Origin of the sequence: Streptomyces tibetensis (assembly GCF_040647715.1) — a bacterium.
Classification (GTDB): Bacteria; Actinomycetota; Actinomycetes; order Streptomycetales; family Streptomycetaceae; genus Streptomyces; species Streptomyces tibetensis_A.
Window position 1 is genome coordinate 459,199 of the sequence record NZ_JBEZCR010000004.1, and the last position, 26,605, is coordinate 485,803.

Here is a 26,605-nt window from a genome sequence, read left to right on the forward strand (position 1 = left end):
AGGGGAACGGCCGCTGAGAGCAGGGAGTTGCGGGTGCGCGTCGGACTGCTGACCCGGGAGTACCCGCCGGACGTGTACGGCGGTGCAGGTGTCCATGTGGAGTTCCTCGCCCGTGAGCTCCGTCCGCTCGTCGACCTGGACGTGCACTGCTGGGGCGAGGGCCGCGCCGACGGTGTGCGCCGGCACCGGCCCTGGTCCGCGCTCGACGGCGCCAACGACGCGCTGCGCACGTTCTCCGTCGACCTCGCCATGGCAGCCGCCCTGGAGGGCCGCGAACTGGTCCACTCCCACACCTGGTACGCCAACCTCGGCGGCCACCTCGCGAAGATGCTCTACGGCATCCCGCACGTGATGACCGCGCACTCCCTGGAGCCACTGCGCCCCTGGAAGGCCGAGCAGCTCGGCGGCGGCTACGAGCTGTCCAGCTGGGCCGAACGCACGGCGATCGAGGCAGCGGACGCCGTGATCGCCGTGTCCGGCGCCATGCGCGAGGACATCCTCGGCTGCTACCCGGCGCTGGACCCCGAGCGGGTCCACGTCGTGCACAACGGCATCGACACCACGCTCTACCGGCCCGCCCACGGCACGGACGCCCTGGACCGCGTCGGCCTCGACCGCTCCCGCCCGTACGTGCTGTTCGTCGGCCGGATCACCCGCCAGAAGGGCGTGCCCCACCTGCTGCGCGCGGTGCGCGACATCGACCCGGCCGCGCAGGTCGTCCTGTGTGCGGGCGCCCCGGACACGCCGGAGATCGACCAGGAGTTCCGCGAACTGTTCGGGGAGCTGAGCGGGGTCCGGGACGGGGTGTTCTGGATCCCGAAGATGCTGCCCCGTCCGGAGGTGATCCAGCTCCTCACGCACGCCGCCCTCTTCGTCTGCCCGTCGGTGTACGAGCCGCTCGGCATCGTGAACCTGGAGGCCATGGCCTGCGGCACACCGGTGGTGGCCTCGGCGGTCGGCGGCATCCCCGAGGTCGTGGACGACGGCACCACCGGCCTGCTCGTCCCGCCCGGCGACGACTTCGAGGCGGGTCTCGCCCGGGCCATGGACACCGTGCTGGGCGATCCGGTGGCCGCCCGGCGGATGGGCGAGGCCGGGCGGGAACGCGCGGTCGGCGAGTTCGGCTGGGACGCGGTGGCGCGGCGCACGGTCCGGCTCTACGAGGAGATCGTCAAACAGGCTTAGCGGGTACTGCTCAGGGGCAGGCATCGGGAAATCGGCGTGAGGGGAGCGGCCATGCGAGGTGGTGGTCCTTCGGTCCTGGGGATCGTGCTGGCGGGCGGCGAGGGCAAACGGCTGATGCCCCTGACCGCCGACCGTGCCAAACCGGCGGTGACCTTCGGCGGCACGTACCGCCTGGTCGACTTCGTCCTGTCCAACCTCGTCAACGGCGACATCCTGCGCATCTGCGTCCTGACGCAGTACAAGTCGCATTCGCTCGACCGGCACATCACGACCACCTGGCGGATGTCCAACCTGCTGGGCAACTACGTCACGCCCGTGCCCGCCCAGCAGCGCCTCGGCCCGCGCTGGTACCTGGGCAGCGCCGACGCGATCCTGCAGTCCCTGAACCTCGTCTACGACGAGCAGCCCGAGTACGTCGCCGTCTTCGGCGCCGACCACGTCTACCGCATGGACCCGCGCCAGATGCTCGCCCAGCACATCGAGAGCGGCGCGGGTGTGACGGTCGCCGGCATCCGGGTGCCGCGCACCGAGTCCTCGTCCTTCGGGGTGATCACGCCGGGCTCGGACGGCCAGACGGTGGAGCGCTTCCTGGAGAAGCCGACCGACCCGCCGGGTCTCGCGGACGACCCGACCTGCGTCTTCGCCTCGATGGGCAACTACATCTTCACCACCAAGGCCCTCATCGAGGCGCTCAAGCGGGACGCGGAGGACGAGTCGTCCGTGCACGACATGGGCGGCTCGATCCTGCCCCAGCTCACCGACCGGGGCGAGGCCGCGCTGTACGACTTCAGCGCCAACCACGTGCCCGGCGAGACCACCCGCGACCAGGGCTACTGGCGGGACGTCGGGACGCTGGACGCCTACTACGACGCGCACATGGACCTGATCGCCGAGCGCCCCGCCTTCAATCTGTACAACCGCAGCTGGCCCATCTACACGCACTCGTACCAGCTCTCGCCGGCCCGCTTCAACGCGGGCGGCATCGCCAGCGAGTCCATCATCAGCGCCGGCTGCCTGGTGCGCGGGCAGGTCACCCGGTCCGTGCTGTCGCCGGGTGTGGTGGTCGACCCGGGGGCCGTGGTGCAGGGTTCGGTGCTGCACGACAACGTGCACATCGGCCGGGGCGCGGTGGTGCGCGGTGCCGTACTCGACAAGAACGTCGAGGTGCCGCCGGGCGCGACGATCGGCGTCAACCCGGAGCGGGACGCGGAGCTGTACACCGTGTCCAAGGGCGGGGTCATCGCCCTCGGCAAGGGGCAGTTGGTCACCTGACATCGGGTGACCCGGCCGCTTTGTCCTGACATGACCGGGCGGCGGCGAAACCGAAGAGAACCGGCGGGCGCATCGTCGGCCCGTCGGTCGTCATGCGGTGCCCTTCAGTGAATCGCGTCGATCCGTGACGCCTCCCGGGTGACTCCCACGGGGTGCCCGGCGACGCAACCTGTGCTGAACTGACGGCACATGCACCATAAGTCCCGCCCCTTCCGCCGGGGCGGGACTTAATCTGCTGTTAACTGTACGTAGTTTGATCGTACTTGACCGTAATCGGCTGGGGGCGCTTGACTGCTGGCCCACCCGTCGTCGACGCGAGGCAAGGCCTTGACTGCTGATCTGCTCGCTCCTCTCGACCTGGCGTTCTGGAACCTCGAGTCCGCCGAGCACCCGATGCACCTCGGCGCGCTCGGGATCTTCTCGGCCCACTCGCCCGCCGCGGGCGCCCACGCGGCGGACCTGCTCGCGGCCCGGGCCGCCGGTGTCCCCGGACTGCGGATGCGCATCCGCGACGTGTGGCAGCCACTGCCCTCCGCCCTGCGCCGGCCGCTCGCCTTCGGTGGCGCGGCCCGCGAGGCGGACCCGGACTTCGACCCCCTGAACCACGTACGGCTGCACGCCCCCACCGCCGACTTCCACGCGGTGGCGGGCGGGCTCATGGGGCGCCCCCTGGAGCGCGACCGGCCGCCCTGGGAGGCCCATGTGCTGCCGGGCGAGGACGGCGTCTGCTTCGCGGTGCTGTTCAAGTTCCACCACGCCCTGGCCGACGGGCTGCGGGCGCTGACCCTCGCCGCGGGCGTCATGGACCCCATGGACATGCCCCCGCCCCGGCCCCGCCCCGCCCCGGCCCCGCGCGCTCTCGTGCCGGACGTGCGCGATCTGCCCGCGATGATGCGCGGGGCCCTGTCCGACGTGAGCCGCGCCCTGGACATCGGCGCCGCCGTCGCCCGTTCCTCCCTCGATGTGCGCTCGACCCCCGCGCTCACCTGTGAGTCGAGCGGCACCCGCCGCACCGCCGGCGTGGTGCTCGACCTGGACGACGTCCACCGGGTCCGCAAGACCGCGGGCGGCACCGTCAACGACGTCCTCATCGCGGTCGTCGCGGGCGCCCTGCGCCGCTGGCTCGACGAGCGCGGCGACGGCAGCGAGGGCGTGGCGCCCCGCGCGCTGATCCCCGTCTCCAAGCGCCGCCCTCGTACCGCGTACCCGCAGGGCAACCGGCTGTCCGGGTACTTGATACGGCTTCCGGTCGACGATCCGGACCCGCTGGCCCGCCTGGCCTCGGTCCGGGACGCCATGGATCGCAACAAGGAGACCGGCCCCAACCGGGGCGCGGGCGCCGTCGCCCTGCTCGCCGACCACGTCCCCGCCCTGGCCCACCGGCTGGGCGGGCCCCTGGTCGGCCAGGCGGCCCGGCTCTGGTTCGACGTCCTGGTCACCAGCGTGCCCCTGCCCAGCCTGGGCCTGAAGCTCGGCGGCCACCCCCTCACCGCCGTCTTCCCCTTCGCCCCGCTGGCCCCCGGGCACTCCCTGGCGGTCGCGGTCTCCACGTACCGCGGAAGCGTCCACTACGGCCTCGTCGCCGACGCGGAGGCGGTCCCTGACCTCGACCTGTTCGCCACGGCCGTGTCCAAGGAGGTGGCGGCGCTGATCAAGGTCTGCCGGTCGTGATCGGGCGAGTTTGGCGGTGTGGCCCGGCACTGAAGTAAAATCCGCCCTTCGAAAGCGGGCGCGACCGGCGCGCCGCGAGGGCAGAGCAGGGAACGACAGCGGCGATGACGGTGACACAGGACGGCCCGCAGGCCATGGACGAGGCCGGCGGGCCCTCGTACGGACCCGGCATCGACCCGGAGCGCCTGGCCGTCTGCCTCAGCGTGCTCGAGGAACTCGACAAGCTGGAGGTCGACCACCCGGACGCCATCGCGGTGCGCCGGGCCACCGCCGGGGTCTACCGCACGGTCAAGCAGCGCCGCCGCCAGGAGCGCCGGGCCGCCAAGACCGCCCACGACAAGGCGGTCACGGAGGCCACGGCGACCGGCTCCGCCCAGCGCATCGACGACGAGACCGAGGGCCTGCTGCCGTCGTCGGCCACCGAGGAGGGCAGGATCGCGGGCATACTCCAGCGCCCCCGCTCCTGCTACACCTGCAAGACCCGGTACGTGGAAGTCGACTACTTCTACCACCAGCTCTGTCCGGACTGCGCCCGCGTGAACCGCGAGAAGCGCGACGTCCGCGCCGACCTCACCGGCAAGCGGGCCCTGCTCACCGGCGGACGGGCCAAGATCGGCATGTACATCGCGCTGCGACTGCTGCGCGACGGCGCGCACACCACGATCACCACGCGCTTCCCCAAGGACGCCATCCGCCGCTTCAAGGCCATGGACGACTCCGCGGACTGGCTGCACCGCCTGGAGGTCGTCGGGATCGACCTGCGCGACCCGGCCCAGGCCGTGGCCCTCGCGGAGCAGGTCGCCGAGGCGGGCCCGCTCGACATCCTCGTCAACAACGCGACGCAGACCGTGCGCCGCCTGCCCTCCGCCTACGCCGCGCTGGTCGAGGGCGAGAGCGCCCCGCTGCCCGCCGGTGAGCTGCCCGCCCACCACGTCATCGGCGCCTTCAACTCCGGCGCCGTCGACGGCATCGCCGCACTGCCCCTGGGGGCCAGCGGCCTCGACGCCCAGAAGGTCGCCGACCTCGCCCTGGTCGCGGGCAACGCCAGCGTCGAACGGCACCTGGACGGCACGGCGATCGACGCGGGCGGCCTCGTGCCCGACGTGGTCGACTCCAACACCTGGGTGCAGACGATCGAGCAGATCTCGCCCGTCGAGCTGCTGGAGACCCAGCTGTGCAACTACACGGCGCCGTTCATCCTGATCAGCGCGCTGCGGCCGGCCATGGCGGAGGCCGCGAAGAAGGCGGAGAGCGGACGCGCGTACGTGGTCAACGTGTCCGCGATGGAGGGTGTCTTCGGGCGCGGCTACAAGGGCGCCGGGCACCCGAACACCAACGCGGCGAAGGCCGCGATGAACATGGTGACCCGGACCAGCGCGCAGGAGATGTTCCAGACCGACGGCATCCTGATGACCTCGGTCGACACGGGCTGGATCACGGACGAGCGGCCGCACTACGACAAGCTGCGGCTCGCCGAGGCCGGGTTCCACGCGCCGCTCGACCTGGTCGACGGTGCGGCGCGGGTCTACGACCCGATCGTGCGGGGCGAGGCGGGGGAGGACCTGTACGGGGTCTTCCTGAAGGACTACGCGCCGGGCAAGTGGTAGGCGGGGCCGGCTCCCCGCACCCTTGAGCCGGGCGCGCCCTCAGGGCCGCACGGACGGTGACGGCCCGTCAGTCCACCGCTTCGAGGCGGGACTTGCGGGCCGCCAGCAGTTCCACAACCGTGCGCCAGTCCTCCAGCACCCCGGCGTCGAAGCCCGCCGAGCGGCCCTCTTCGGATGCCTGGCGGAGGGCGAGGAGGTCGTCGTCGGCCGGGAGGTCCCGACGGGGGCGGTGACGCACGAGACGGGCCACCCGCTCACCCAGCAGGGCGCGCACCGCGTCGGCCGTGTGATCCGCGCGCCCGGCCGGGTCGCCGGGCCACAGCAGCCCGCCGAGGGGCTGCACGAGACCCGCGACCTGGAGCTCCTTGTCGGCCGGGCGCCCGCGGCGCAGCAGCGCCGCCGTCCGCAGCGCGTGGTCGTGCAGGTCGCCCGACGGGCGGGCGTGGCCCGGGGCGCCCCAGGTGCCCCGGCAGGCGTACAGCAGGTCCATCAGCTCCTCGACGCTGCGCAGCTCCATGCGTCAGTCCTCCCCGCGGGACGGCAGTTGCCGTACGGCAGCAGAGCATGGCGAGCTTTCGACTCGGCCAACGACACCTGAACTGCGCACCGTCCGAAAAGCGCCGTCGTCGACGTACGCCGTTCGAGTGATTGACGAAACGCCTATATACCTACAAATCGGTACGTAAACCGGAGTTGAACACGGGATGACGCGCGATCGTTACCGGTTGTTTTCAGCCCCATCGAGCGGGGCCCTGCTCATTTGGTTAGTCTGATGCGGACGGACAGCAGTAAGGGGTCCTACCCACACCCACGGTCCGTCATGGGACCAGCCGGTTCACCACGGCCTGCTCTCCCGTGAGTCGACCGGCGCCACCGCGTCCGAACTGCAATTGGCATAGAGGCCCGAGCGGGCGTCAGGCGCAGCTGGACCGGCGCGTACGTCCCGAGGGTGACCGACACATAAGGAGTGCGCGGTGACACCGGAGAAGACGAATCGCGATCAGCGCCCCAAGGAACGCGGCGAGCGCGCCGGCCGACGGGCCGACGAGCTCGGCAGCCTCGACGTGTGGGCCCGTTCGGCCCCGATCCGCCTCGCGGGCTACGAGGACGACCTCGCAGAGCCCCACATCCTGCCCAGCGTCGACTGACATCGGGCGCACCCCTCCGCGACCTCCGAGCGCATGGCCGTGCCAGACTCACGACCATGCTGATCAGGGAAGCAACGGCTGACGACTGGCCTCGCATCTGGCCGTTCTGGCACCGCATCGTCGCCGCGGGCGAGACCTACGCATGGGACCCGGGCACCTCCGAGGAGGAGGCCCGGGTCCTGTGGATGAACCCGGCGAAACGCGTCTACGTCGTCGAGGACGACAGCGGCGACCTCGTCGCCTCCGCCTACCTCACCCCCAACTACGGTGGCCCCGCCGCCCGGATCGCCAACGCCGGCTTCATGGTCGACCCCGGCCGGGGCGGCCGGGGCTACGGACGGGCTCTCGCCGAACACCTCCTGACCGAAGCCCGGGCCGCCGGCTACCGGGGCATGGTGTTCAACGCCGTCGTCGAGACCAACCCGGCCGTGTCACTGTGGACCTCCCTCGGCTTCACGATCCTCGGCACGGTGCCCGACGCGTTCGACCACCCCCGGCACGGCCGGGTGGGACTGCACATCATGCACCGGGCGTTGTAGGCGACCGGGAGCCCGCCGCTCTCAGGGCCGGACGTACGGCCGGGTCATGATCTCCATGTTGTGGCCGTCCGGGTCGTCGAAGTAGGCGCCGCGACCGCCGAAGAGGTCGTTCACCCGGCCGGGCCGGGTGTGGCCCGGGTCGGCGTAGTAGGTGACGCCGAGCGCCTCCAGGCGGTCGATCATGCCGTCGAACCGCTCCTCGGGCACGAGGAACGCGTAGTGCTGTGACTGGATCGGCTCGTCGGTCTTCTCGTAGTAGTCGAGGGTCACGCCGTTGCCCAGGTCGACGGGCAGGAACGGGCCGAAGGGGGCGCCGACCTCCAGACCCAGGACGGCCGCCAGGAAGTCCGCGGACAGTTGGCGGTGGGAGGCGTAGACGACGGTGTGATCGAGGCGGGCGACGGCCCTCGGCGGTTCGGTGGCGTGCGGGGTGTGGGACATGCGCGGGTTCTTCTCCGAGTCTCGGGATCCGTGAGGAAGCGCCCAGGGGCGCGGGGACGAGGACACGAAGACGAGAGGCGGGGCGCGTGCCCTGTCCGGCTCTCGGGCGGGCCCGGGCGGGGTCGCCCCCGCCGCGCTCACTCCGAGGCCGGGCGCCTCACTCGTGCATGGCCTACGGCCGACCCGGCAGTCACCCGGCCGACCCTAGCCCATCGGCGCCGTACGCCGCCAAGGGTTTCGCTCCTCCAACTGGGCGGCGAGCGCCAGGAGTCGGTGCTCGGTCCCGGGGCGGCCCACGAGCTGCACGGCGCACGGGGCGCCCGACGGAAGCGAGCCGCAGGGGACGGACATGGCGGGCCAGCCGGTGAGGTTCCACGCGGGCGTCAGGGGCGAGTAGTTCGTGTTCGCCAGCACGTTGCTCAGCCAGCCCCGCTCGTGCCAGGGCCCGGCTTTCGGGGAGCGGCGGGCGAGCGCGGGCGTCAGCAGCACGTCGTGCTCGGCGAAGAACGGCTCCAGCCGCCGGCGCAGCCGCTCGCGGCCCGCTCCGGAGCTCACGGTGTTCAGGAAGGGCCGGCCGAGCCGGGCGTGCACGCGGGTGCGTCGCGTCAGCAGCCGGGGGTCGAGCGGCCGGGCGTCCGCGGCGGTGCCCGCCGTCCAGTGGGCCAGGGAGGTCGTGGCGAGTGACATCGGGTAGGGCGGGTCGGCGCGCCGGACCTGATGGCCCGCCCTCATCAGCAGCCCCGCCGCGTCCCGGGCGGCCGCAGCGTACGGACGGCTGATGGTGACGCCGGCCAGCGGGCTGCGCAGCGACACGGCGATCCTGAGGGCGCCGGGCGCAGGCACCGGGCCGGGCTCGACACCGGCGAGGACCGAGAACATCAGACGCGCGTCCTCGACGGTCGTGGCGAGTGGCCCGTTCTCCGCCATGCCGAACCAGGTGCTGTCCCCTTCGCCGGTCGGCACCACCCCCTGCCCCGGCTTGATGGTGACGAGGCCGCAGTTGGCGGCCGGTATGCGCAGGGAGCCCATCCCGTCGTTGCCGAGGGCGATCGGCACCATCCCGGCGGACACGGCCGCCGCGCTGCCGCCCGACGAACCGCCGGCCGAACGGCTGGGGTCCCAGGGGTTGCGGGCGATGCCCAGCACGCCGTCCGTCGTGCCGAAGACACACAGTTCGGGGACGTTCGTCACCCCCACGACCACCGCGCCCGCCGCCCGCAGCCGGGCCACCGTCACATGGTCCCGCGCGCTCGGCGTGTCCGGCGTCGCGGCCGAGCCGATCCGCCTCGACTCACCACGCACGGCGAGGTTGTCCTTGACGGCCACCGGCACCCCGGCCAGGGGCAGTTCGGCGAAGTCGCCGCGCGCCGCCACCTCGTCGGCCTCGGCCAGGGCCGCCTCGGCGCGCACCGCGCGGAAGGCGCCGACCCGGCCGTCGAGCCGCTCGATCCGGGCGAGGTGCTCGGCGACGACCTCGCGGGGCGTGACCCGCTTGTCGCGTACGGCGGCGGCTATCTCGGCGGCGGTGCGGCCGGCCCACGTGGTCACAACGGCTCCTCGGAGGGCAGAGGGCGGACTTACTGACGAGTACGTAGGGAGAACTGTGCACCCGTCGAGGACCGCGCGTCGAGGCCGCCGACCGTGCGGGGGCCGAACCGATGCCGTGGGGCCACCGGCTCAGCGCAGGTGACGTGCGAAGAAGGCCTCGGTGACGTCCATCGAGGCGGCCCACTTCGGCCCGAACGTGTGCCCCTCGCCGGGGACCGTGCGCAGTTCGACGTCCTTGCCCGCCTTGTGGAACGTGGCGGCGGCCTCGCGCGACCAGGTCAGCGGGCAGGTGTCGTCCGCGGTGCCGTGCTGGATCAGCAGGGGCTCTGTCACGCGGTCGGCGTGGGTGAGCGGGGAGACGCCCCGCCAGAACCCGGGGTTCTCCTCGGGCGTGCCGTGCTCCTCCTCGATCTCGGCGACGAGGGGATCGCCGTCGGGCCGCTGGAAGTGGTCGATGTTCTGCTCCGGTCGCGCGCTGACCGGGGCGTACGCCACCGCCGCGTCGAACAGCCCCGGCGCCACGACCAGCGTGTTGTACACGACACCGCCGCCCATGGACCGCCCGAACAGCCCGATGCGGTCGCCGTCGATCTCCGGGCGCCCGGAGTCGCGCAGGGCCAGGGCGGCTCCGATGACGTCCTCGGTGTAGCCGAGGCGCAGGTTCACGTCGTTGTCGGGGTCCTTGTCGGAGCCGGCGTGATTGCGGTAGTCGGTGTGCAGGACGACGTAGCCGCCGCGGGCCAGGCGGTCCTGCTCGCGTGGCATGCCCTGGCCGCTGACGTACGCGTCCGGGTCGATGTGGCCGTGCGCGAGCACCAGCGCCGGGAAGGGGCCCTCACCTTCGGGAATGTTCATGATCCCCGAGATCGTCAGACCGTTCGCCTCGTACGTGACGGCGTAGCGGGTGTAGGCGGAGCTACGGTCGAGCACCGCGCCCAGACGCAGGCCGGAGCCGGTGTGCTCGCGCTGCATCAAGGCCTGGAGGGAGACGGGATCGGCCGGGGTGGGGGAGGGGCCGGTGCGGGGGCTGTCCCCGGCGGCCCGGGTCGGCGCCGTGGAGGCCACGGGTGCGCCGTCGCCCGCGCCGCCGGTGCAGCCCAGCGCGACGGCCAGCAGCAGTCCGGCGGCCGCGCAGGCGGTGCCCCGGGGCCGCATACGGTCCAGTGTGGCCCCCGTCGGCGCCGCAGGACAGGGCCGGCCCTCCCCGGGCCCAGCGGATTATGGCGCAGGTCACATGCGCCCGTGTCACAGAGGGAGGGTGCCGCTGCCTCATAGGGGTGTACGCACCGACAACGGCAGAGGAGCTCACCATGAGCGCACGACTGGACGTCTTCGCCATCCCGAGCGCGAGCAAGGTCGTCAAGCAGTTCCACTCCCTGGGGCGGCTGGTGGTGGAGTCGCCGCTGCCTGCCGCGACCCGGGAGCTGGTCTCGCTCCGCACGAGCCAGATCAACGGATGCGCGGTCTGCGTCGACATGCACACCAAGGAGGCCGCCGCCGCGGGCGAGAGCTCCGTACGTCTCCATCTCGTGGCTGTGTGGCGGGAGGCCACGGTCTTCACCGAGGCCGAGCGAGCCGCGCTGGAGCTGGCCGAGCAGGGCACCAGGATCGCGGACGGAGCCGGCGGTGTGCCGGACGCCGTGTGGCGGCGGGCCGCCGAGCACTACGACGAGGAACAGCTCATGGCGCTGGTGACCCTGATCGCCTTCATGAACACCGCCAACCGGCTGAACGTCATGCTCGAGCAGCCGGCGGGTGACTACGAGCCCGGCCGGTTCGCGTAACCGCGGAGCACCGGGCCGGTAGGGGCCGTGGCTACGGTTTCCGCCCCGCGCCGGGCCGGGAGGGGCAGCGGCTACGGACGCTGCCCCGGCCCCGCGAGCCGCGTCGGCGGCAGGTACTCCCGTACGTACGTCCGCTCCCAGCACGCGCCCGTCTCCCGCAGCTCGCGCCAGGTCGTGTAGCGGTAGCGGAACAGGCGGGCGCGCACGTACCGAGGGGGTTCGTCCGGCGGGAACGGGGAGCGGCGCAGCAGCTTCAGGGTGGCGCGGTCGTTCTCCAGCAGTCGTTCCACCAGCGTCCCGAACCAGGAGTCCGCGTAGGCGGGGGAGAGGGCCGCGAACCACATCAGCCAGTCGAGCCGCAGATGGTAGGGCGCGAACTGGCGCGGCCAGCGCCGCGGATCGCCCGGCTTGCCCTTGAACTCGTACTCCCGCCAGCCCGAGTCCGGGTGCGGCACGTCGTCCGCGGTGCCCTCCACCACCACCTCGTACCGCACCCGGCTCACGCTGCCGAACGCCCCGTAGGTGTTGACCAGATGGAGCGGGTCGAAGGAACGGTTCATGACCTGGCGGCGGGAGAGCATGTTGCGCACCGGCCGGTAGCCGAGGCCGAGCAGCAGTGCCGACACCGCGAGCACCACGACGACGTACCACAGCGGGGCGCCGGGCACCTCCGGCGGATCGGCCGGGAACCGCACCGCCGACAGCGCCAGCACGATCGTGATCCAGTTCAGCCAGGAGAAGTTGCCCGACAGCACCAGCCACAGCTGGGTGACGATCATCAGCGACGCGGCGGCCGTCGCGACGGGCTGCGGGGTGAACAGCAGGAAGGGCACCACGAGCTGGGTGACATGGTTCGCCGCCACCTCGACGCGGTGCAAGGGCTTGGGCAGACGGTGGAAGAACCAGCTCAGCGGGCCCGGCATCGGCTGGGTCTCGTGGTGGTGGTCCAGGCAGGTGAGCTCGCGCCAGCAGGCGTCGCCGCGCATCTTGATCAGCCCCGCGCCGAACTCCACCCGGAACAGGACCCACCGCAGCAGGAACAGCACGACGACCGGCGGCGCCACCTCGTCGTTGCCGAGGAGCACCGCGAGGAAGCCGACCTCCAGCAGCAGCGACTCCCAGCCGAACGCGTACCAGGTCTGCCCGACGTTGACGATCGACAGGTACAGCCCCCACGGCACCAGCCACAGCAGCATGCCGGCCCACAGCGGCAGCAGCGAGTCCAGGCCGGCCAGCAGCGCCGCCGACACCGCGCACCCCGCCCAGGCGCAGAGCGCGAAGAAGCGGTCCGAGTAGTGCCACTGGAACAGGCTCGGCGCCCGTTTGAACGGCACTCGCTCGACGAACCGCGGCACCGGCAGCATGCCGCGCCGGCCGATCAGCGCGCGGAACTGGAGCGCCGCCGTCAGGAACGCCACCAGGTACATGGCCGCCAGTGCCCGCTGAAAGACCAGCCGGGTCAGCCAGTACTGGGATGCGGCGAACCATTCCACGGCCGTGGGGCCTCCTTCCCGTGCGGCGCCGGGCCCCGGTCGTCCGGTCGTCACGCTGGGTGCCCCGTGGCTGCGGTTGCGTGACCGAAGTGACCGAAGCCAACGATAGTGCCGGGCCCGAAGACCCCGCCGCTCCGGAGAACTCGGCCGCCGGTTCCTTCGCACGGCCCGGGTCGCGCGCGTACAGCTCGTACCGGACGGCCCCGATCCGCCCGACGGGGCCGGATTCCGGCGACGGGGCAGCCGACCGCATCCCCGGTGGCCCCTCGGGCGTCTTCGGTAACCGAGGGCCGATTCGGCGCGGCGGCTCGTAGACTCGGCACATCCAGTCGAAGAATCGGACGAATCCTGGCAAGGTGGGCCCATGGCTGATCGGGGAGCGAGCGCCCTGTCCCTCCCGGACGACTGGCCCGCCCACCCGGACCCGATCCTCGCGCTCAACCGGATGGGCAGCTTCGACTGGGATCTGGACACCGGCCTGATGCAGATGGACGCCCAGGCCCACGAGATCTTCGACGTGCGCTCCGACGAGTACGACGACCACCCCGGGACCCTCGCCAAACGCGTGCCGCCCGACGAGTCCCGCCGCCTGGACACCGCGGTCTCGCAGGCGCTGAAGGACGGCAGCGAGAACTACGGCGCCTACTTCCGCATCCGCCGCCGTGACGGCAGCCTGCGCTGGACCCACACCCAGGGCTACATCCGGCGCGACGACATCGGCCGCCCGCGCCGCATCATCGGCATCGTCCGGGACGCCACCCAGGAACTCGGCGAGATCGACGCCCGCCGCGACCAGGCCGCCCAGGACCAGGCCCGCCGGCAGCAGACCAGCGTCGTCGAACTGACCACGGCCGCCCTCGCCCACGCCCGCACCGTCCAGGACGTCATCGACGTCCTCAAGGACACCCACGGCCTGGTCCACCTGGGCGCCACCAGTCTCGTCATGGGCCTGGTCGAGGCCGGCCGCATCCGCCTGGTCGCCGAGGGCCCCGTGGACAGCTTCGTACCCGGTACCCGAGTCACCCGGATCGACGAGCCCTACCCGATGAGCGAGGTCGTCCGCACCCTCGGCCCGTGCTTCATCGAGTCGCCGGAGGAGTTCGCCGAGCGCTATCCGATCCTGTGGCCGCACATCACCGGCCTGGACATCACCTCGGCCGCCTATCTGCCGCTCATCGTCCAGGCCCGGCCGATCGGTGCCATGGGCCTGCTCTACAGCGACCGCCACGGCTTCACGTCCGAGGAGCGCAACATCCTCGTCGCCCTCGGCAGCAGCATCGCGCAGAGCCTGCAGCGGGCCATGTTCTACGAACAGGAGATGGACCTCGCGCAGGGCCTCCAGCAGGCCATGCTGCCCCGGACCATCCCGAGCGTGCCCGGTGCCGACGTCGCCGTGCGCTACCGCGCCGCCACCTTCGGCGGTTCCGTCGGCCGGGACATCGGAGGCGACTGGTACGACCTGATCCCGCTGCCCGGCGGCCGGGTCGGCGCCGTCATCGGCGACGTCCAGGGGCACGACACGCACGCCGCCGCCGTCATGGGACAGTTGCGCATCGTGCTGCGCGCCTACGCCGCCGAGGGACACCCCCCGGCCACCGTCATGGCCAGGGCCTCCGTCTTCCTGCACGAACTCGACACCGACCGCTCCGCGACCTGCCTCTACGCCGAGGCCGACCTGTCCACCGGCGTGCTCCAGATGGTCCGGGCCGGTCACATCGATCCGCTGGTGCGGCACCCCGACGGATCCTGCCGCCGCGTCCCCGTCCCCGGCGGGCTGCCGCTCGGTCTGTCCGCCGAGTTCGGCCGCCTGGAGTACCCCGTGACCACCATGGAGCTCGACCCCGGCGACACCCTGCTGCTGTGCACCGACGGTCTGGTGGAGCAGCCCGGCGCCGATCTCGACGACGGCATGCGCACCCTGAGCGCGCTCGTCGCCACCGGCCCCGACGACGTACGGGAGCTCGCCGAGCGGCTCATCGACGTGGCCGCCGAGCGCGGCGGCGACGACGACGTGGCGTTGCTCCTGCTGCGCCGGCGCGGGCCCGAGGGACCGCAGTCCGGCCGCCGGCTCCAGCGGCGCGTGGCCCCCGGCGACCCCGGGGCCCTCGCAGAGGCCCGGCACATGATCCGCACCGCGGTCGCCGCCTGGGGAGCGGGCGAGCGCGCCGACGAGATCGAACTGGTCGCCGACGAGCTGATCACCAACGCCCTGATGCACACGGAGGGCCCGGCGGTCGTCACCCTGCGGGCCTTCACCGGCTCCGAGTGCCGGCTGCGCGTCGAGGTCGCGGACTCCTCCAGTGCCTTGCCGCGCCGGCGCGAGGCGGGCGAGTCGGGCGTCTCCGGGCGGGGCCTGCTCCTGGTCGAGCTGCTCACCGACGTGTGGGGCGTGGAGGCCCGGGGCGGCGGCAAGGCCGTGTGGTGCGAGTTCGTGGTGCCGGGCCCGGACTGACCCCACGTGGCACTCTGGACCTATGCCGGAACTCCCCGAGGTCGAGGCGCTCAAGGACTTCCTGACCGAGCACCTCGTCGGCCACGAGATCGTCCGGGTGCTGCCCGTGGCGATCAGCGTGCTGAAGACGTACGAACCTCCCCTGTCCGCACTGGAGGGTCACGAGGTGGCCGCCGTACGCCGGTACGGCAAGTTCCTCGACCTCGCGACCGAGGGCGGCCCGCACTTCGTGACGCACCTGGCCCGCGCGGGCTGGCTGCACTGGAAGGACCGCCTCCCCGACGGCCCGCCCCGCCCGGGCAAGGGCCCCCTCGCGCTGCGCGTGGCCCTGGAGACCGGCGCCGGATTCGACCTGACCGAGGCAGGCACCCAGAAGCGGCTCGCGGTGCACGTGGTGGGCGACCCGCAGGAGGTCCCGGGCGTCGCCCGGCTCGGCCCCGACCCGCTCGCCGACGACTTCGACGAGCGGCGCCTCGCGGAACTCCTGGCCGGTGAACGGCGGCAGCTCAAGGGCGCGTTGCGCGACCAGGGCCTGATCGCGGGCGTGGGCAACGCCTACAGCGACGAGATCCTGCACGTGGCGAAGATGTCGCCCTTCAAACTGGCGGCGTCCCTGAGCGAAGAGGAGACCGCACGGCTGTACGCGGCTCTGCGGGACACGCTCACCGAAGCGGTCGAGCGCTCCCGGGGCGTGGCGGCCGGGCGGCTCAAGGCCGAGAAGAAGAGCGGGCTGCGCGTCCACGGCCGCACCGGGGAGTCCTGCCCGGTGTGCGGCGACACCGTCCGAGAGGTGTCCTTCAGCGACTCCTCGCTCCAGTACTGCCCGACCTGCCAGACGGGCGGCAAGCCGCTGGCGGACCGCAGGATGTCCCGGCTGCTGAAGTGACCCGGGCCCGGGTCTCGCGACTACCGGGACGGCGGTGACCACTCGAACATCAGGATGGTCGCGTCGTCCCGCAGCCGGCTCGTCGGCGAGTCCAGGATGGAGTGGATGAGCCGGCGCAGCGTCTCGGACGGCAGCTCGCCCGCGGCCGTCGCCCCGATGATGTAGTCGGCGAACTGCTCGAGCCCGAACTCCGCGCCGTCGACGGCCCTGGCCTCGGTGACCCCGTCGGTGTACATCAGCACCCGGTCGCCGGGCTTCAGTGCGATCTCGTGCGTCTCCCGCCGCCGGTCGGTCAGCAGGGACGGCATCCCCATCGGCAGGTCCGGCTCGCGCCGCATGGCGTCGACCAGCGGCCGCCGGTCACGGATGAGCAGCGGGGTGGGGTGCCCGCAGTTGACCCACCGCAGCATCCCCGAGGCCAGGTCCAGCTGGGCCAGGACCCCGGTGCAGAACTGGTCCGGGAGCCATCGCGCCAGCGCGTCGTCGACGCTCTCCACCAGCTCGGGCATATCCGCCCCGGTGCGCCGGGCGTTGCGGCACGCGGCCAGCGACACCGCCGTGGTGAGCCCGGACGCCAGGTTGTGCCCCATGGCGTCGAGGACCGCGACGTGCAGGGTCGTCTCCGTCAGGGAGTGGTCGAACGCGTCGCCGCCGAGTTCGTAGGCCGGCTCCAGCACGGCCGTCGACACGACGTGTGAGGTGCCGATCGTCCGGGGCGGGAGGAAGGCCCGCAGCATCTCGGCGGGCAGGCGCATGGGGCGGGTGCGCAGACGCCGTACGAAGGAGTCCTGGTAGGCCCGCGCGGACGTGATCATCATGGCGAGCAGCTGGGCCAGGGCGCGGCCGCGGCGCAGTACGTCGGGTGTCAGCGCCGGGGAGTTCACCGCGATGACGCCGAGGCGTTCGGCGCCGTCCACGAGCGGGATCCAGGCCGTCATGCCGCCCGTCTCGGACACCGCCACGCGCAGGGACTGGGTGCGGTAGGTCCAGCCCGCGAGGGAGCCGTCGATGAGCAGGGGGGAGGCCACGTCGGTGAGCGGTACCAGCCGGCGCTGCTGGATGTCGGAGAGGTAGACCACGGAACTCTGCAGCCCGAGGGCCTTGGTGCAGCGGGCCGCCGCCGTGGGCAGGTCCAGGGTCGCGTTCTCGGGGTCGGCGAGGAACTCCTCCAGCCGGCCGTCCCCGGGCTCTGCCGTCACCTCGTCTCCCCTCACCGGGACCGCGGGCACCCGGGCGGACTTGCGGGTGCGTCGTCCAGCAGTCTCACACCGGGGCGCGCCAGGCGCCCGGCGGCAGGGGCGGACGGATGGTCAGCTCGGCTGGATCCTCCACAGGACCTCGCCGGCCGCCGAGCGGATCTCGTAGCGGGCGATGTCCTCCGGGTGCAGGGAGGAGCTGGCCATCATCGTGTGGGGGCGGTCGTCGTGGCCAGGGCCGTGCCAGCTGGTCGCGGTCTCCTCGGTGCCGTCGTGACCGATGATCACCAGGTGGCAGGCGCGCGGGCCCGAGCCGTCCTTGACCTTCAGCTCGACCTGGCTGCCCGAGGCCTTGTCCTCCGTCATGACCTGCGCCCACACCCCCGTCCGGGTGTCGGTCGCCGCGACGGTCCGGTGCTGCTCCCCGGCGCTGCCCTCGGCCATCATCGCGATGCCGGGGACCGACGCGGCGAAGACGACCGAGGCGGCCAGGGCGAACAGCAGGCGCCTGCGTCCGGCCCGGCGCCGGGTCGCCACCTCGGCCAGCAGCGCGTCCAGCATGCGCGGCCCGGGCTGTGCCATGGGGTGCACGAACCGGGGCGTCGACCGCCGGTACAGCATCAACTGCCGTGTGGTCGGGCCGAATTCCGTCACCTCTGCAGCGCACCGAGGGCACTCCATGAGGTGGTCCTCGAAGCGGAAGGCCTCCGCCTCGTCCAGCACGCCGAGCGCGTAGGCCGCGACGTCGCGATGCCTCTCCAGGGACCTCATGCCGAATCCTCGTGCCGTTGGGTGCGGGTGGGGTTACTCCTTGCTCCCACCGGTACGGACCAGGCAGCTGAATCACTCAAGCCGGTGACACAATCGCAACCAAAGGATTCGGAGCCCTCCGGCTCCCGGATTGGTCCGGGGCCGCGGAAATCTAAAAAAGATGGATCGCGAGGTGTCCGAGCGGCAGTCCGAGCTGCCAGGCGGGCGTCCAGACCTTCGGTCCCTCGTCCTCCCCGACCACCGGAGCGCCGCCCGGGACCGCGTTGAGATCGGGCGCGAGCAGTTCCGTCTCCTGCAGCCAGCGCCAGGCCTCCTCCGCGAGGTCCAGGTCCGGCGCGGACCGGCCCGACGTCGCGGCGCCGGCGGCGAGCTCGGCCAGCCGCCCGCGCACCCACTCCTGCCACGGCTGGTCGTACGCCGTCAGTGACAGCCACGTCTCCAGCTGCGTGACGACCCGGATGCCGGACAGCTCCCCGTCGGTGTCGGACAGGAAGACGGTCAGCGCCAGGGCATCCCGCCCGGCACGGAACTCGAAAGACGTCGGCGGCATCAGATCGCCGGTCCGCAGCAGCTCGTCGGCGATGTACTCGGCGTACAACCACGCCATGGGGACGGTCAGTTCGCCGTCGGAACCGTCCGTGCTCCCCTGCTCTTCGTCCAGCATCCCTTCCTGCCTTCCTCCGGTACGTGCGCGTCGCCCGACACCGGGCCCCGAGGGCGCTGACGGCCCTCTCCGGAACACGGATGGGAACAGCCGATTACTCAACCGGGGTCATCGGCAAGGCGCTTTACGGAGGCTTGACCCACCCATTGGTTTCATCGCAGGTCGGTGGCGTATCCCGGAAGCACCCTGCGCAGGGCACGCAGCGCGTAGTACGCGCGGGACTTCACGGTACCGGGCGGAATCCCGAGGGCCGTCGCGGCTTCCGCCACACTCGCCCCCTGGAAGTACACGAGCACCAGGACTTCACGGTGCTGCGGAGTGAGTGTCTTCACAGCCTCGCGGACATCCAGCATCGCCGCCGCCCGCTCGGCGTGGTCGGAGATGACCCGGGCGTTCTCCAGCACCGCGTCGCCGACCTCGGGCGGACGGGCCTGGCGGGCCCGCCGGGCGTCGATCGCGAGCCGCCGGGCGACGGTCATCAGCCAGGGCCGCACCGAGTCGAAGTCGTCGGCACGCAGGGCCTCGGGGTGTTGCCAGGCACGCACCAGCGTCTCCTGGACCAGGTCCTCGGCACGCTGCCGGTCGCCGTCGCAGAGCCGCAGCAGCAGCGCGAAGAGGGGCCGGCCGTGCTCCCGCTGCAGTGCGGCGAGCTCGTGCTCGGCGGTCGTTCCGTTCGTGAGAGTGGATCCGGCCGTCATGGCCGTATGTCACCGCAGGGCGTGGCCCGGGCACAGGGCACGTACCCGGCTGTGCGACGGACGGTCGATCGCGTCGACGAACGGTTCGACGAACGGTCGCGGCACCCGGCCATGTGGGTGCCGGACGGGCTGATGAGCGTGTCGGAGACGCGTGGGACACCAGGAGCCTTCTTTCCTGATGGTGCGTAAATATGACCACAACGCCCACAGTGGGGTGAATGCATGCTCACGCGCAGTCGACAGATCGCCCTGGCCCTGACCGTCGTCCTCACCGCAGGCGCCGCCTGCCAGGCCCGCGGTCACGACGAGCCCGACCGCGGACGCCCGGCGCCCGCCGCCGGGTCACGCGGGTTCACACTGGTCGCCTCCGGTGACGTCCTCCCGCACACCACGATCATCGACCGGGCCCGCTTCGACGCCGGCGGCACCGGCTACGACTTCCGGCCCATGCTCGCCGGGATCCGCTCCGTCGTCTCCCGCGCCGACATCGCCCTGTGCCACATGGAGACCGTGTACGGCGCGAACGGCGTCTACACCGGCTACCCCACCTTCAAGTCCCCGCCCGAGGTGGCCGCGGCCCTCGCCTTCACCGGCTACGACGGCTGCTCCACCGCCTCCAACCACACCCTCGACGACGGCGCCGACGGTATCCGCCGCACGCTCGACGCCCTCGACCGCGCGGGCGTCCGGCACGCGGGGTCGGCACGCACCGAGGAGGAGGCACGCACGGTGACGATCCTCGAGGCCGGCCCGGCGAAGGTCGCCCACCTCGCCTACACCTACGACACCAACGGCCTGCCGTTCCCGGACGGACGGCCCTGGGCCGTCAACCTCACCGACGAGGCGAGGATCGTCGAGGACGCCCGGGCCGCGCGCCGGGCCGGCGCCGACGTGGTCGTGGTCTCCCTGCACTGGGGCACCGAATGGCAGGACGCCCCCGACGACCGGCAGCTGACCCTGGCCAGGAGCCTCACCGCCACACGCACCGGTGGCCGCCCCGACATCGACCTGATCCTCGGCACCCACGCGCACGTCCCGCAGGCCTACGAGAAGGTCAACGGCACCTGGGTGATCTACGGCATGGGCGACCAGATCGCCGGCGAGATGACCAACCATGAAGGCGCCAAGGACCCGCGGGGCAACCAGTCCACCCTCGGCCGCTTCACCTTCGCCCCGCCCGCACGGCCGGGGGAGCGCTGGAAGGTGACGAAGGCGGAGTTCGTCCCCCAGCTCTTCGACGTCGACGCCGGCCGGGTCGTGAACCTCAACCGGGCGCTCGCCCAGGGCGCCGACGTCCGAGCCGTCCGCGACCGCATCCGCGAGGTCGTCCTCAGCCGGGGCGCGGCGGAGGACGGACTGGTGATGGGGGAGTAGCGCCGCCGACGGCACGGTGCCCCGGCCCCCTACGGCACCACCGTCACCGGCCACCGCCCCGCCTTCACCAGGCGTATCGCCACCGAGCCGACGATGCGGTGGCCCGCCTGCTCCGAGGCACCCACGACCACTGCGTCCGCCTTGAGTTCGTCGGCGGCCGTCACGAGGCCGTTGTACGGGTCGCCGCGGAACGTGTGGAACTCCCAGCGGACCTCGAACGTCCCCTTGAGCCGCTCGGCCGCGTCCCGGATCTGCGCCACCAGGTCCTCGGCGATCTCGTCCGTCGTCCCGGCCACCGGAGCCCCGAGCGCCGCACCCGCCGCCAGCACGGGCTGCACGTACACCACGGCGAGCAGTGCGTGCTGCCGGCGGGCCAGGCCGGCCGCGTAGGCCGCTGCCCGCAAGGAGGAGTCGGAGCCGTCCACCCCGGCCACGATCACCTTCGGCCCGTCCGTGCCCCGCTCGAACCGATGGGAGTGCTGTTCCGTCACAGCCGCGAGGCTATCGGAACCCCCAGGTCCGCCTGCCGGGCGGGACCGGGACCGGAGGGCGACGCCCGGGGCTTCCTGTGCCGCACGGGGCGCGAGCGCTCGACGGGCGAGCAGGCGCCGGTGTTCCTAGAGTCGAGAGCATGAGCGTCAGCGCGGACACCGGGACGGCCGAGGACACCTCAGCAGCGATACGGCCGCCCCACCGGGCGCACGGCTTGCCGAGCCGGGTACCCCAGGGCTTCGCTGTCTTCTTCGGCGCCCTCGGTCTGCTCTGCGCCCTGCTGGCGCTGATCCCGCCGCTGCGCACCGGGCTGCGCCCCTTGGTCCACTTCCTGGACCTGCTGCTCGTCCCGGTCAGCGCCAACCTCGCCTACGCGGTCTTCCTGTTCCTGCTCGCCGCCGCGACCGGCGCCCGCAAGAAGATCGCCTGGTGGCTGGTCGTCGTCTACCTCGGCCTGCTGGTCCTCACCGACATCCTCGGCATGGCCGTCGGCGAGTTCGCCGAGTCCGTCCCCTCCTTCGTGGTGTGCGGCCTCGCCCTGATCCTGCTGATCCACTCCCGCGGGGAGTTCTACGCCGCCTCCCGCCGCGCCGCCGTACGCCGGGCCCTGGCCGTCCTGGTGGGCGGTGTGGTCGTGGCGATCCTGGTCGGCTGGGCCCTGGTCGAGGCGTTCCCGGGCAGTCTGCCGCGTGGCGAGCGGCTCGCCTGGGCCGCGAACCGGGTCTGCGGCGGCCTGGTGCCCGCCGGCTCCTTCGACGGCCGCCCGCCGCACGCCCTGTACTTCCTGCTCGGCCTCTTCGGCGCGCTCGCCCTGCTGAACGCCGCCGCCACCCTGTTCCGTTCCCAGCGCCTGGAGGCCGCCCTGCACGACGACGAGGAGGCCCGTATCCGCGCCCTCCTCGGCCGCTACGGCGACCAGGACTCCCTCGGCTACTTCGCCACCCGCCGCGACAAGGCCGCCGTCTTCTCACCCAGCGGCAAGGCCGCCGTCACCTACCGCGTCGAGGCCGGGGTGTGCCTGGCCAGCGGCGACCCGGTGGGCGACCGGGAGGCCTGGCCGCACGCGATCGCCGCCTGGCAGGAGGTGGCCCGCCGCTACGCCTGGGTCCCGGCCGTGATGGGCGCCTCCGAGGAGGGCGCCCGGGCCTACGTCCGCGCCGGGCTCGGCGCGCTCCAGCTCGGCGACGAGGCGATCCTGCACGTCCTCGACTTCGACCTGGACGGCCGCGACATGCGCGTCACCCGCCAGGCCGTCAACCGGGTCCGACGCACCGGTGTCACGTGCCGCGTCCGCCGCCACTCCACGCTCTCCGAGGACGAGATGCGCCAGCTCGTCGAGCGTGCCGACGCCTGGCGCGACACCGAGACCGAGCGCGGCTTCTCCATGGCCCTGGACCGTCTCGGCGACCCGGCCGACGGCGACTGCCTCCTCGCCGAGGCACTCGACCAGGACGGCCGGCTCCTCGCCATCCAGTCCTTCGTGCCCTGGGGCGGGGACGGCGTCTCCCTGGACCTGATGCGCCGTGACCGCACCGCTCCCAACGGCGTCATGGAGTTCATGGTCGCCGAACTGTGCGCCGCCGCGCCGAAGCTGGGCGTGCGGAAGGTCTCGCTGAACTTCGCCGTGTTCCGCTCCGTGTTCGAGGAGGGCGCCCGCATCGGCGCCGGGCCGGTGCTCCGCCTCTGGCGCCGCCTGCTGCTGTTCTTCTCCAAGTGGTGGCAACTGGAGGCCCTGTACCGCTCCAACGCCAAGTACCACCCCGAGTGGTACCCCCGCTTCCTCTGCTACGCGGAGGCCGCCTCCCTCGCCCGCGTCGGCCTCGCCTCCGGCATCGCCGAGGGCTTCGTCTCCGTACCGTCGATGCGCACGTTGTGGGGCAGGGGAAAAGGGCACCCGAAGGGCGGGCAGCGGCCCGCCACCACGGAGGGGCTGCCGTCGTTGGCGGCGCTCGGCCTCGCCGGAGGGGACGGGACCGAGCCCGCCGACCCCCTCTCCGGCCTGTCCGACCAGGTCCGCGTCCGGCACCGCAAGCTCGACCGGCTGCGCGCCGACGGCACCGACCCCTACCCGGTGGGCGTCCCGGCCCGCACCCACACCCTCGCCGAGGTCCCACGGGGCGAGGAGGTCACCGTCGCCGGCCGGATCATGCTGGTCCGCGACTTCGGCGGCATCGTCTTCATCGTCCTGCGCGACTGGTCCGGCGACCACCAACTCGCCCTCACCCGCGACCGCTCCGGCCCCGCCCTGGACCGCTTCACCGCCGACACCGACATCGGCGACCACATCACCGCCACCGGACACGCCGGCGTCAGCGACAAGGGTGAACCGACCGTCTTCGTCACCTCCTGGCAGCTCACCGGCAAGTGTCTGCGTCCGCTGCCCGACAAGCGCCGCGGCCTGGCCGACCCCGAGGCCAAGGTCCGCATGCGCTACCTCGACCTCGTCGCCAGCCCCGCCGCCCGTGACGTGGTCCGCGCCCGCTCCACCGCCGTCCAGGCCGTCCGCCAGGGCCTGCTGGCACGCGGCTACCTGGAGGTCGAGACGCCGGTGCTCCAGCAGATCCACGGCGGCGCCAACGCCCGGCCCTTCACCACCCACATCAACGCCTACGACCTCGACCTCTACCTGCGCATCGCCCCCGAGCTGTACCTCAAGCGGCTGTGCGTGGGCGGCGTGGAGAAGGTCTTCGAGATGGGCCGCACCTTCCGCAACGAGGGCACGGACTACAAGCACAACCCCGAGTTCACGATCCTGGAGGCCTACCAGGCGTACGCCGACTACGACGTGATGCTCGACCTCGTGCGCGAACTGATCCAGGGCGCCGCCACCGCCGCCTTCGGCAGGCCCGTCGCCCACAAGGACGGCAAGGAGTACGACATCTCCGGGCCGTGGCCCGTCAAGACCGTCTACGGCGCGGTCAGCGAGGCCCTCGGCGAGGAGATCCACCCCGGCACCGGCACCGAGACCCTCAAGCGGCTGTGCGACGGTGCCGGCGTGCCGTACGTCGCCGACGACGGCCACGGCGACATCGTCCTGGAGATGTACGAGCGGCTGGTGGAGGAGCGGACCGGCCTGCCCACCTTCTACAAGGACTTCCCGACCGAGGTCTCCCCGCTCACCCGGCAGCACCGCACCGATCCGCGCCTCGCCGAACGCTGGGACCTCGTCGCCTTCGGCACCGAACTCGGCACCGCCTATTCGGAACTCACCGACCCCGTCGAGCAGCGCCGCCGCCTCACCGCCCAGTCCCTGCTCGCCGCCGGAGGCGACCTGGAGGCGATGGAACTCGACGAGGACTTCCTCGACGCCCTCGAATACGCCATGCCCCCCACCGGTGGCCTCGGCATCGGCGTCGACCGGCTGGTCATGTTCCTCACCGGACTCACCATCCGCGAGACCCTGCCCTTCCCGCTGGTCCGCAACCGCTGACCCACCCGCGTGGGCCGAACGGGTGAATGTGTGCCGCCGCACCGGTGTTGCTCGTGTGCGTCGGCCTCCCGCCGGGCGACTCATGAGTCATGAAGAAGGATCAGTTGCCGACCCGGCTGTTCACCAGGCGCCAGGCCTTGATCGCCTGCGCCGGCGCCGTGAGCGCGGCCGCGACGGCCGGAGTGGTCACGGCTGTCACCGGGGACGGACCCGGCACCTCGACCCCCGCCGCGGGCCCCCAGGCCCGCCGCCTCGTCAAGTCCTCCGCGTACCGGCTGCAGCCCCTGACCGGCTACGGCCCCCCGCGCGCCGCACCCCGCCGGACCCTGGTGTACCGCGAGGCCCCGCTGCGCGTGTCCGGCCGTGGCCGCACCATGGTGCTCACCTTCGACGACGGCCCGGACCCCCGCTACACCCCGCACATCCTGGACACCCTGGCTGAGTACGACGTGCGGGCGATGTTCTTCGTGTGCGGCGAGATGGTCGCCGGCGGCAAGAACCTGCTGGCCCGGATGGCCGACGAGGGCCATGTCGTGGGGAACCACACCTGGTCCCACCCCCTGCTCACCCGCCTCACCCGACGGCAGATCCGCTCCGAGATGGAACGCACCAGCGACGTCATCGAGGACGCCTACGGGGAGCGCCCCGAGTGGTTCCGCGCACCCTACGGTGCCTGGAACCGCACCGCCTTCCGGCTCGGCGCCGAACTCGGCATGGAACCCCTCGGCTGGACGGTCGACACCCTCGACTGGACCACCCCCGGGGTCCGGTCCATCGCGAACCGGGTCGAACACGGCGCCGCACCCGGCGTCGTGGTGCTCTCGCACGACGCCGGCGGCGACCGCTCGCAGAGCGTGCGGGCCCTGCGGCGCTACCTGCCCGAACTGCTGGACTCCGGCTACCACGTCACCGTGCCCCGCCGGAACTACGCGTGAAGGGGCGCCTCCGGGCTTTCGCCCGCCGTGCCGCGAGCGCTCAGCGCACCGCGACCAGGCGGGCGAAGGCGACGACGTTCCCCGCGTAGCCCTCCTGCTTGGAGAAACCGCCGCCGCAGGTGATGACCCGCAGCTCCGGCGCGCCCTTGGAGGCGTAGACACGGTCGCCGGGGAAGTTGTCCTTCTCGAACACCTCGACACCGTAGATCTCGAACTCGGCGGTCTTTCCGTCCTGCCGGGCGACCTCGACGCGATGTCCCTGCCTCAGGGCCCCGAGGCCGTAGAACACGGCGGGGCCCTGCTGGTTGTCGACATGGCCGACCACGATCGCGGTGCCCTTCTCGCCGGGGGTGACGCCCCCGGTGAACCAGCCGGCCAGGTTGGGGTCCTCCGGCGGCGGCGCGCCGACCCAGCCGTCCGCGTCCAGGCCCACGGGGATGATCGGCGCGTCGACCTGGATCGCCGGGATCCTGACACGGTCGGGGAGGGAGTAGGGCAAGGGCCGGACGTTTCCCGCGAAGGTGCCGCCGGGCACCCTGCTGTCCGCCGCGGCCGCACTCGCCGGCTGTGGCGGGCCCTCGTCGAACTCTCCCGAACCGTTCCGGATGAGAGCGAGGCCGGTCAGCAGAACCAGCGCTATCACGCCCCACGGGGCGCGCTTCCTGGGCCGCGCCTCCTCTTCCGCCTGGGAAAGCTCGGACGCAGACATTCGCCATCCCCTCTCGACGCGGCCGTCGCCGTGTCCATCGCGCATAGCGACACGCTAAGTGGCGTGCGGGAAACCGGCGACGGGGCGGCGGCGAACGGGTGGCCGGGGGCCGCGAGGGCTGGTGCGGCGCCGGGCACGGGCCGATTTCCGGGGTTTCCGGGCGCAGCCGCGCGCAGGACGCGCACCAGGGCGGGAGCAGTTCGCCCGACAGGAGGTGAGCCATCCGAGTTGCCGCCGCGAGGAAATTTCTGACGGTCTGTGACCTGCGGCGATATCCGAAAGGACGCTTTTCCCGCACCGCCCTCTCTCA

At 72.4% G+C, this 26,605-nt stretch carries 23 protein-coding genes; 12 read left to right on the forward strand and 11 right to left on the reverse strand.

What is annotated here, in order from left to right:
* The first annotated feature begins 33 nt into the window (after positions 1 to 33).
* The 4 genes from glgA (at position 34) to AB0B29_RS13650 (ending at position 5,735) form a co-directional block, all read left to right on the forward strand.
* Positions 34 to 1,185 (forward strand): glycogen synthase, encoded by a 1,152-nt coding sequence (gene glgA / locus AB0B29_RS13635; RefSeq protein WP_362238194.1) that lies wholly within the window; start codon positions 34 to 36, stop codon positions 1,183 to 1,185.
* A 51-nt stretch (positions 1,186 to 1,236) separates the two neighbouring features.
* Complete coding sequence (glgC, locus tag AB0B29_RS13640; protein WP_362238197.1) at positions 1,237 to 2,457, forward strand: glucose-1-phosphate adenylyltransferase; 1,221 nt, start codon at positions 1,237 to 1,239, stop codon at positions 2,455 to 2,457.
* A 327-nt stretch (positions 2,458 to 2,784) separates the two neighbouring features.
* On the forward strand, positions 2,785 to 4,128 hold the full coding sequence (locus tag AB0B29_RS13645; protein WP_362238200.1) for a wax ester/triacylglycerol synthase family O-acyltransferase: 1,344 nt from the start codon (positions 2,785 to 2,787) through the stop codon (positions 4,126 to 4,128).
* 104 nt (positions 4,129 to 4,232) lie between these two features.
* Positions 4,233 to 5,735 carry an SDR family NAD(P)-dependent oxidoreductase gene (locus AB0B29_RS13650; protein WP_362238202.1) on the forward strand — a complete coding sequence of 501 codons (1,503 nt, stop codon included), beginning with the start codon at positions 4,233 to 4,235 and terminating at the stop codon, positions 5,733 to 5,735.
* A gap of 67 nt (positions 5,736 to 5,802) precedes the next feature.
* Here the strand turns inward: AB0B29_RS13650 and AB0B29_RS13655 are convergent, their stop codons facing one another.
* Positions 5,803 to 6,252, reverse strand: a complete 450-nt coding sequence (locus tag AB0B29_RS13655; RefSeq protein ID WP_362238204.1) for a hypothetical protein — start codon at positions 6,250 to 6,252, stop codon at positions 5,803 to 5,805.
* Between the two features lie 457 nt (positions 6,253 to 6,709).
* Here AB0B29_RS13655 and AB0B29_RS13660 point away from each other — a divergent pair, with 457 nt between their 5' ends.
* Positions 6,710 to 6,883 carry a hypothetical protein gene (locus tag AB0B29_RS13660; protein WP_167526749.1) on the forward strand — a complete coding sequence of 58 codons (174 nt, stop codon included), beginning with the start codon at positions 6,710 to 6,712 and terminating at the stop codon, positions 6,881 to 6,883.
* Positions 6,884 to 6,939: 56 nt separating this feature from the next.
* Positions 6,940 to 7,422: a GNAT family N-acetyltransferase gene (locus AB0B29_RS13665; RefSeq protein WP_362238207.1), complete on the forward strand. Its 483-nt coding sequence runs from the start codon at positions 6,940 to 6,942 to the stop codon at positions 7,420 to 7,422.
* Between the two features lie 21 nt (positions 7,423 to 7,443).
* On the opposite strand, the gene AB0B29_RS13670 is transcribed toward AB0B29_RS13665, so the two are convergent.
* From AB0B29_RS13670 to AB0B29_RS13680, 3 genes are all read right to left on the reverse strand, one after another.
* Positions 7,444 to 7,863, reverse strand: a complete 420-nt coding sequence (locus AB0B29_RS13670; protein WP_362238210.1) for a VOC family protein — start codon at positions 7,861 to 7,863, stop codon at positions 7,444 to 7,446.
* A gap of 204 nt (positions 7,864 to 8,067) precedes the next feature.
* Positions 8,068 to 9,411: an amidase gene (locus tag AB0B29_RS13675; RefSeq protein ID WP_362238212.1), complete on the reverse strand. Its 1,344-nt coding sequence runs from the start codon at positions 9,409 to 9,411 to the stop codon at positions 8,068 to 8,070.
* Positions 9,412 to 9,540: 129 nt separating this feature from the next.
* Positions 9,541 to 10,566, reverse strand: coding sequence for an alpha/beta hydrolase family protein (locus tag AB0B29_RS13680; protein WP_362238215.1), 1,026 nt, complete (start codon positions 10,564 to 10,566; stop codon positions 9,541 to 9,543).
* A gap of 155 nt (positions 10,567 to 10,721) precedes the next feature.
* Here AB0B29_RS13680 and AB0B29_RS13685 point away from each other — a divergent pair, with 155 nt between their 5' ends.
* Positions 10,722 to 11,195 (forward strand): carboxymuconolactone decarboxylase family protein, encoded by a 474-nt coding sequence (locus tag AB0B29_RS13685; RefSeq protein WP_362238218.1) that lies wholly within the window; start codon positions 10,722 to 10,724, stop codon positions 11,193 to 11,195.
* 71 nt (positions 11,196 to 11,266) lie between these two features.
* On the opposite strand, the gene AB0B29_RS13690 is transcribed toward AB0B29_RS13685, so the two are convergent.
* Positions 11,267 to 12,688, reverse strand: coding sequence for a lipase maturation factor family protein (locus AB0B29_RS13690; RefSeq protein WP_362238221.1), 1,422 nt, complete (start codon positions 12,686 to 12,688; stop codon positions 11,267 to 11,269).
* Between the two features lie 364 nt (positions 12,689 to 13,052).
* On the opposite strand from AB0B29_RS13690, the gene AB0B29_RS13695 reads away from it, so the two are divergent.
* Positions 13,053 to 15,140, forward strand: a complete 2,088-nt coding sequence (locus AB0B29_RS13695) for a SpoIIE family protein phosphatase (protein ID WP_362238224.1) — start codon at positions 13,053 to 13,055, stop codon at positions 15,138 to 15,140.
* Positions 15,141 to 15,162: 22 nt separating this feature from the next.
* Positions 15,163 to 16,026 (forward strand): Fpg/Nei family DNA glycosylase, encoded by an 864-nt coding sequence (locus AB0B29_RS13700; protein WP_362238226.1) that lies wholly within the window; start codon positions 15,163 to 15,165, stop codon positions 16,024 to 16,026.
* Positions 16,027 to 16,046: 20 nt separating this feature from the next.
* On the opposite strand, the gene AB0B29_RS13705 is transcribed toward AB0B29_RS13700, so the two are convergent.
* From AB0B29_RS13705 to AB0B29_RS13720, 4 genes are all read right to left on the reverse strand, one after another.
* A complete protein-coding gene (locus tag AB0B29_RS13705) occupies positions 16,047 to 17,225 on the reverse strand; it encodes a PP2C family protein-serine/threonine phosphatase (protein ID WP_436845840.1) in 1,179 nt (392 codons plus the stop codon).
* Between the two features lie 111 nt (positions 17,226 to 17,336).
* Complete coding sequence (locus AB0B29_RS13710) at positions 17,337 to 17,993, reverse strand: zf-HC2 domain-containing protein (protein WP_362238229.1); 657 nt, start codon at positions 17,991 to 17,993, stop codon at positions 17,337 to 17,339.
* A 151-nt stretch (positions 17,994 to 18,144) separates the two neighbouring features.
* Positions 18,145 to 18,657 (reverse strand): hypothetical protein, encoded by a 513-nt coding sequence (locus AB0B29_RS13715; protein ID WP_362238232.1) that lies wholly within the window; start codon positions 18,655 to 18,657, stop codon positions 18,145 to 18,147.
* Positions 18,658 to 18,809: 152 nt separating this feature from the next.
* Positions 18,810 to 19,355, reverse strand: coding sequence for a sigma-70 family RNA polymerase sigma factor (locus tag AB0B29_RS13720; RefSeq protein WP_362238235.1), 546 nt, complete (start codon positions 19,353 to 19,355; stop codon positions 18,810 to 18,812).
* Positions 19,356 to 19,577: 222 nt separating this feature from the next.
* On the opposite strand from AB0B29_RS13720, the gene AB0B29_RS13725 reads away from it, so the two are divergent.
* Positions 19,578 to 20,729 carry a CapA family protein gene (locus tag AB0B29_RS13725; protein WP_362238237.1) on the forward strand — a complete coding sequence of 384 codons (1,152 nt, stop codon included), beginning with the start codon at positions 19,578 to 19,580 and terminating at the stop codon, positions 20,727 to 20,729.
* 29 nt (positions 20,730 to 20,758) lie between these two features.
* Here AB0B29_RS13725 and AB0B29_RS13730 read toward each other — a convergent pair whose 3' ends face one another.
* Positions 20,759 to 21,220: a universal stress protein gene (locus AB0B29_RS13730; RefSeq protein ID WP_362238240.1), complete on the reverse strand. Its 462-nt coding sequence runs from the start codon at positions 21,218 to 21,220 to the stop codon at positions 20,759 to 20,761.
* Between the two features lie 140 nt (positions 21,221 to 21,360).
* Here AB0B29_RS13730 and lysX point away from each other — a divergent pair, with 140 nt between their 5' ends.
* Both lysX and AB0B29_RS13740 read left to right on the forward strand, forming a co-directional pair.
* Positions 21,361 to 24,651, forward strand: a complete 3,291-nt coding sequence (gene lysX / locus AB0B29_RS13735) for a bifunctional lysylphosphatidylglycerol synthetase/lysine--tRNA ligase LysX (RefSeq protein ID WP_362238243.1) — start codon at positions 21,361 to 21,363, stop codon at positions 24,649 to 24,651.
* An 89-nt stretch (positions 24,652 to 24,740) separates the two neighbouring features.
* A complete protein-coding gene (locus AB0B29_RS13740; protein WP_362238246.1) occupies positions 24,741 to 25,586 on the forward strand; it encodes a polysaccharide deacetylase family protein in 846 nt (281 codons plus the stop codon).
* Between the two features lie 40 nt (positions 25,587 to 25,626).
* Here AB0B29_RS13740 and AB0B29_RS13745 read toward each other — a convergent pair whose 3' ends face one another.
* Complete coding sequence (locus tag AB0B29_RS13745) at positions 25,627 to 26,295, reverse strand: class F sortase (RefSeq protein WP_362238249.1); 669 nt, start codon at positions 26,293 to 26,295, stop codon at positions 25,627 to 25,629.
* Between the last annotated feature and the right edge of the window lie 310 nt (positions 26,296 to 26,605).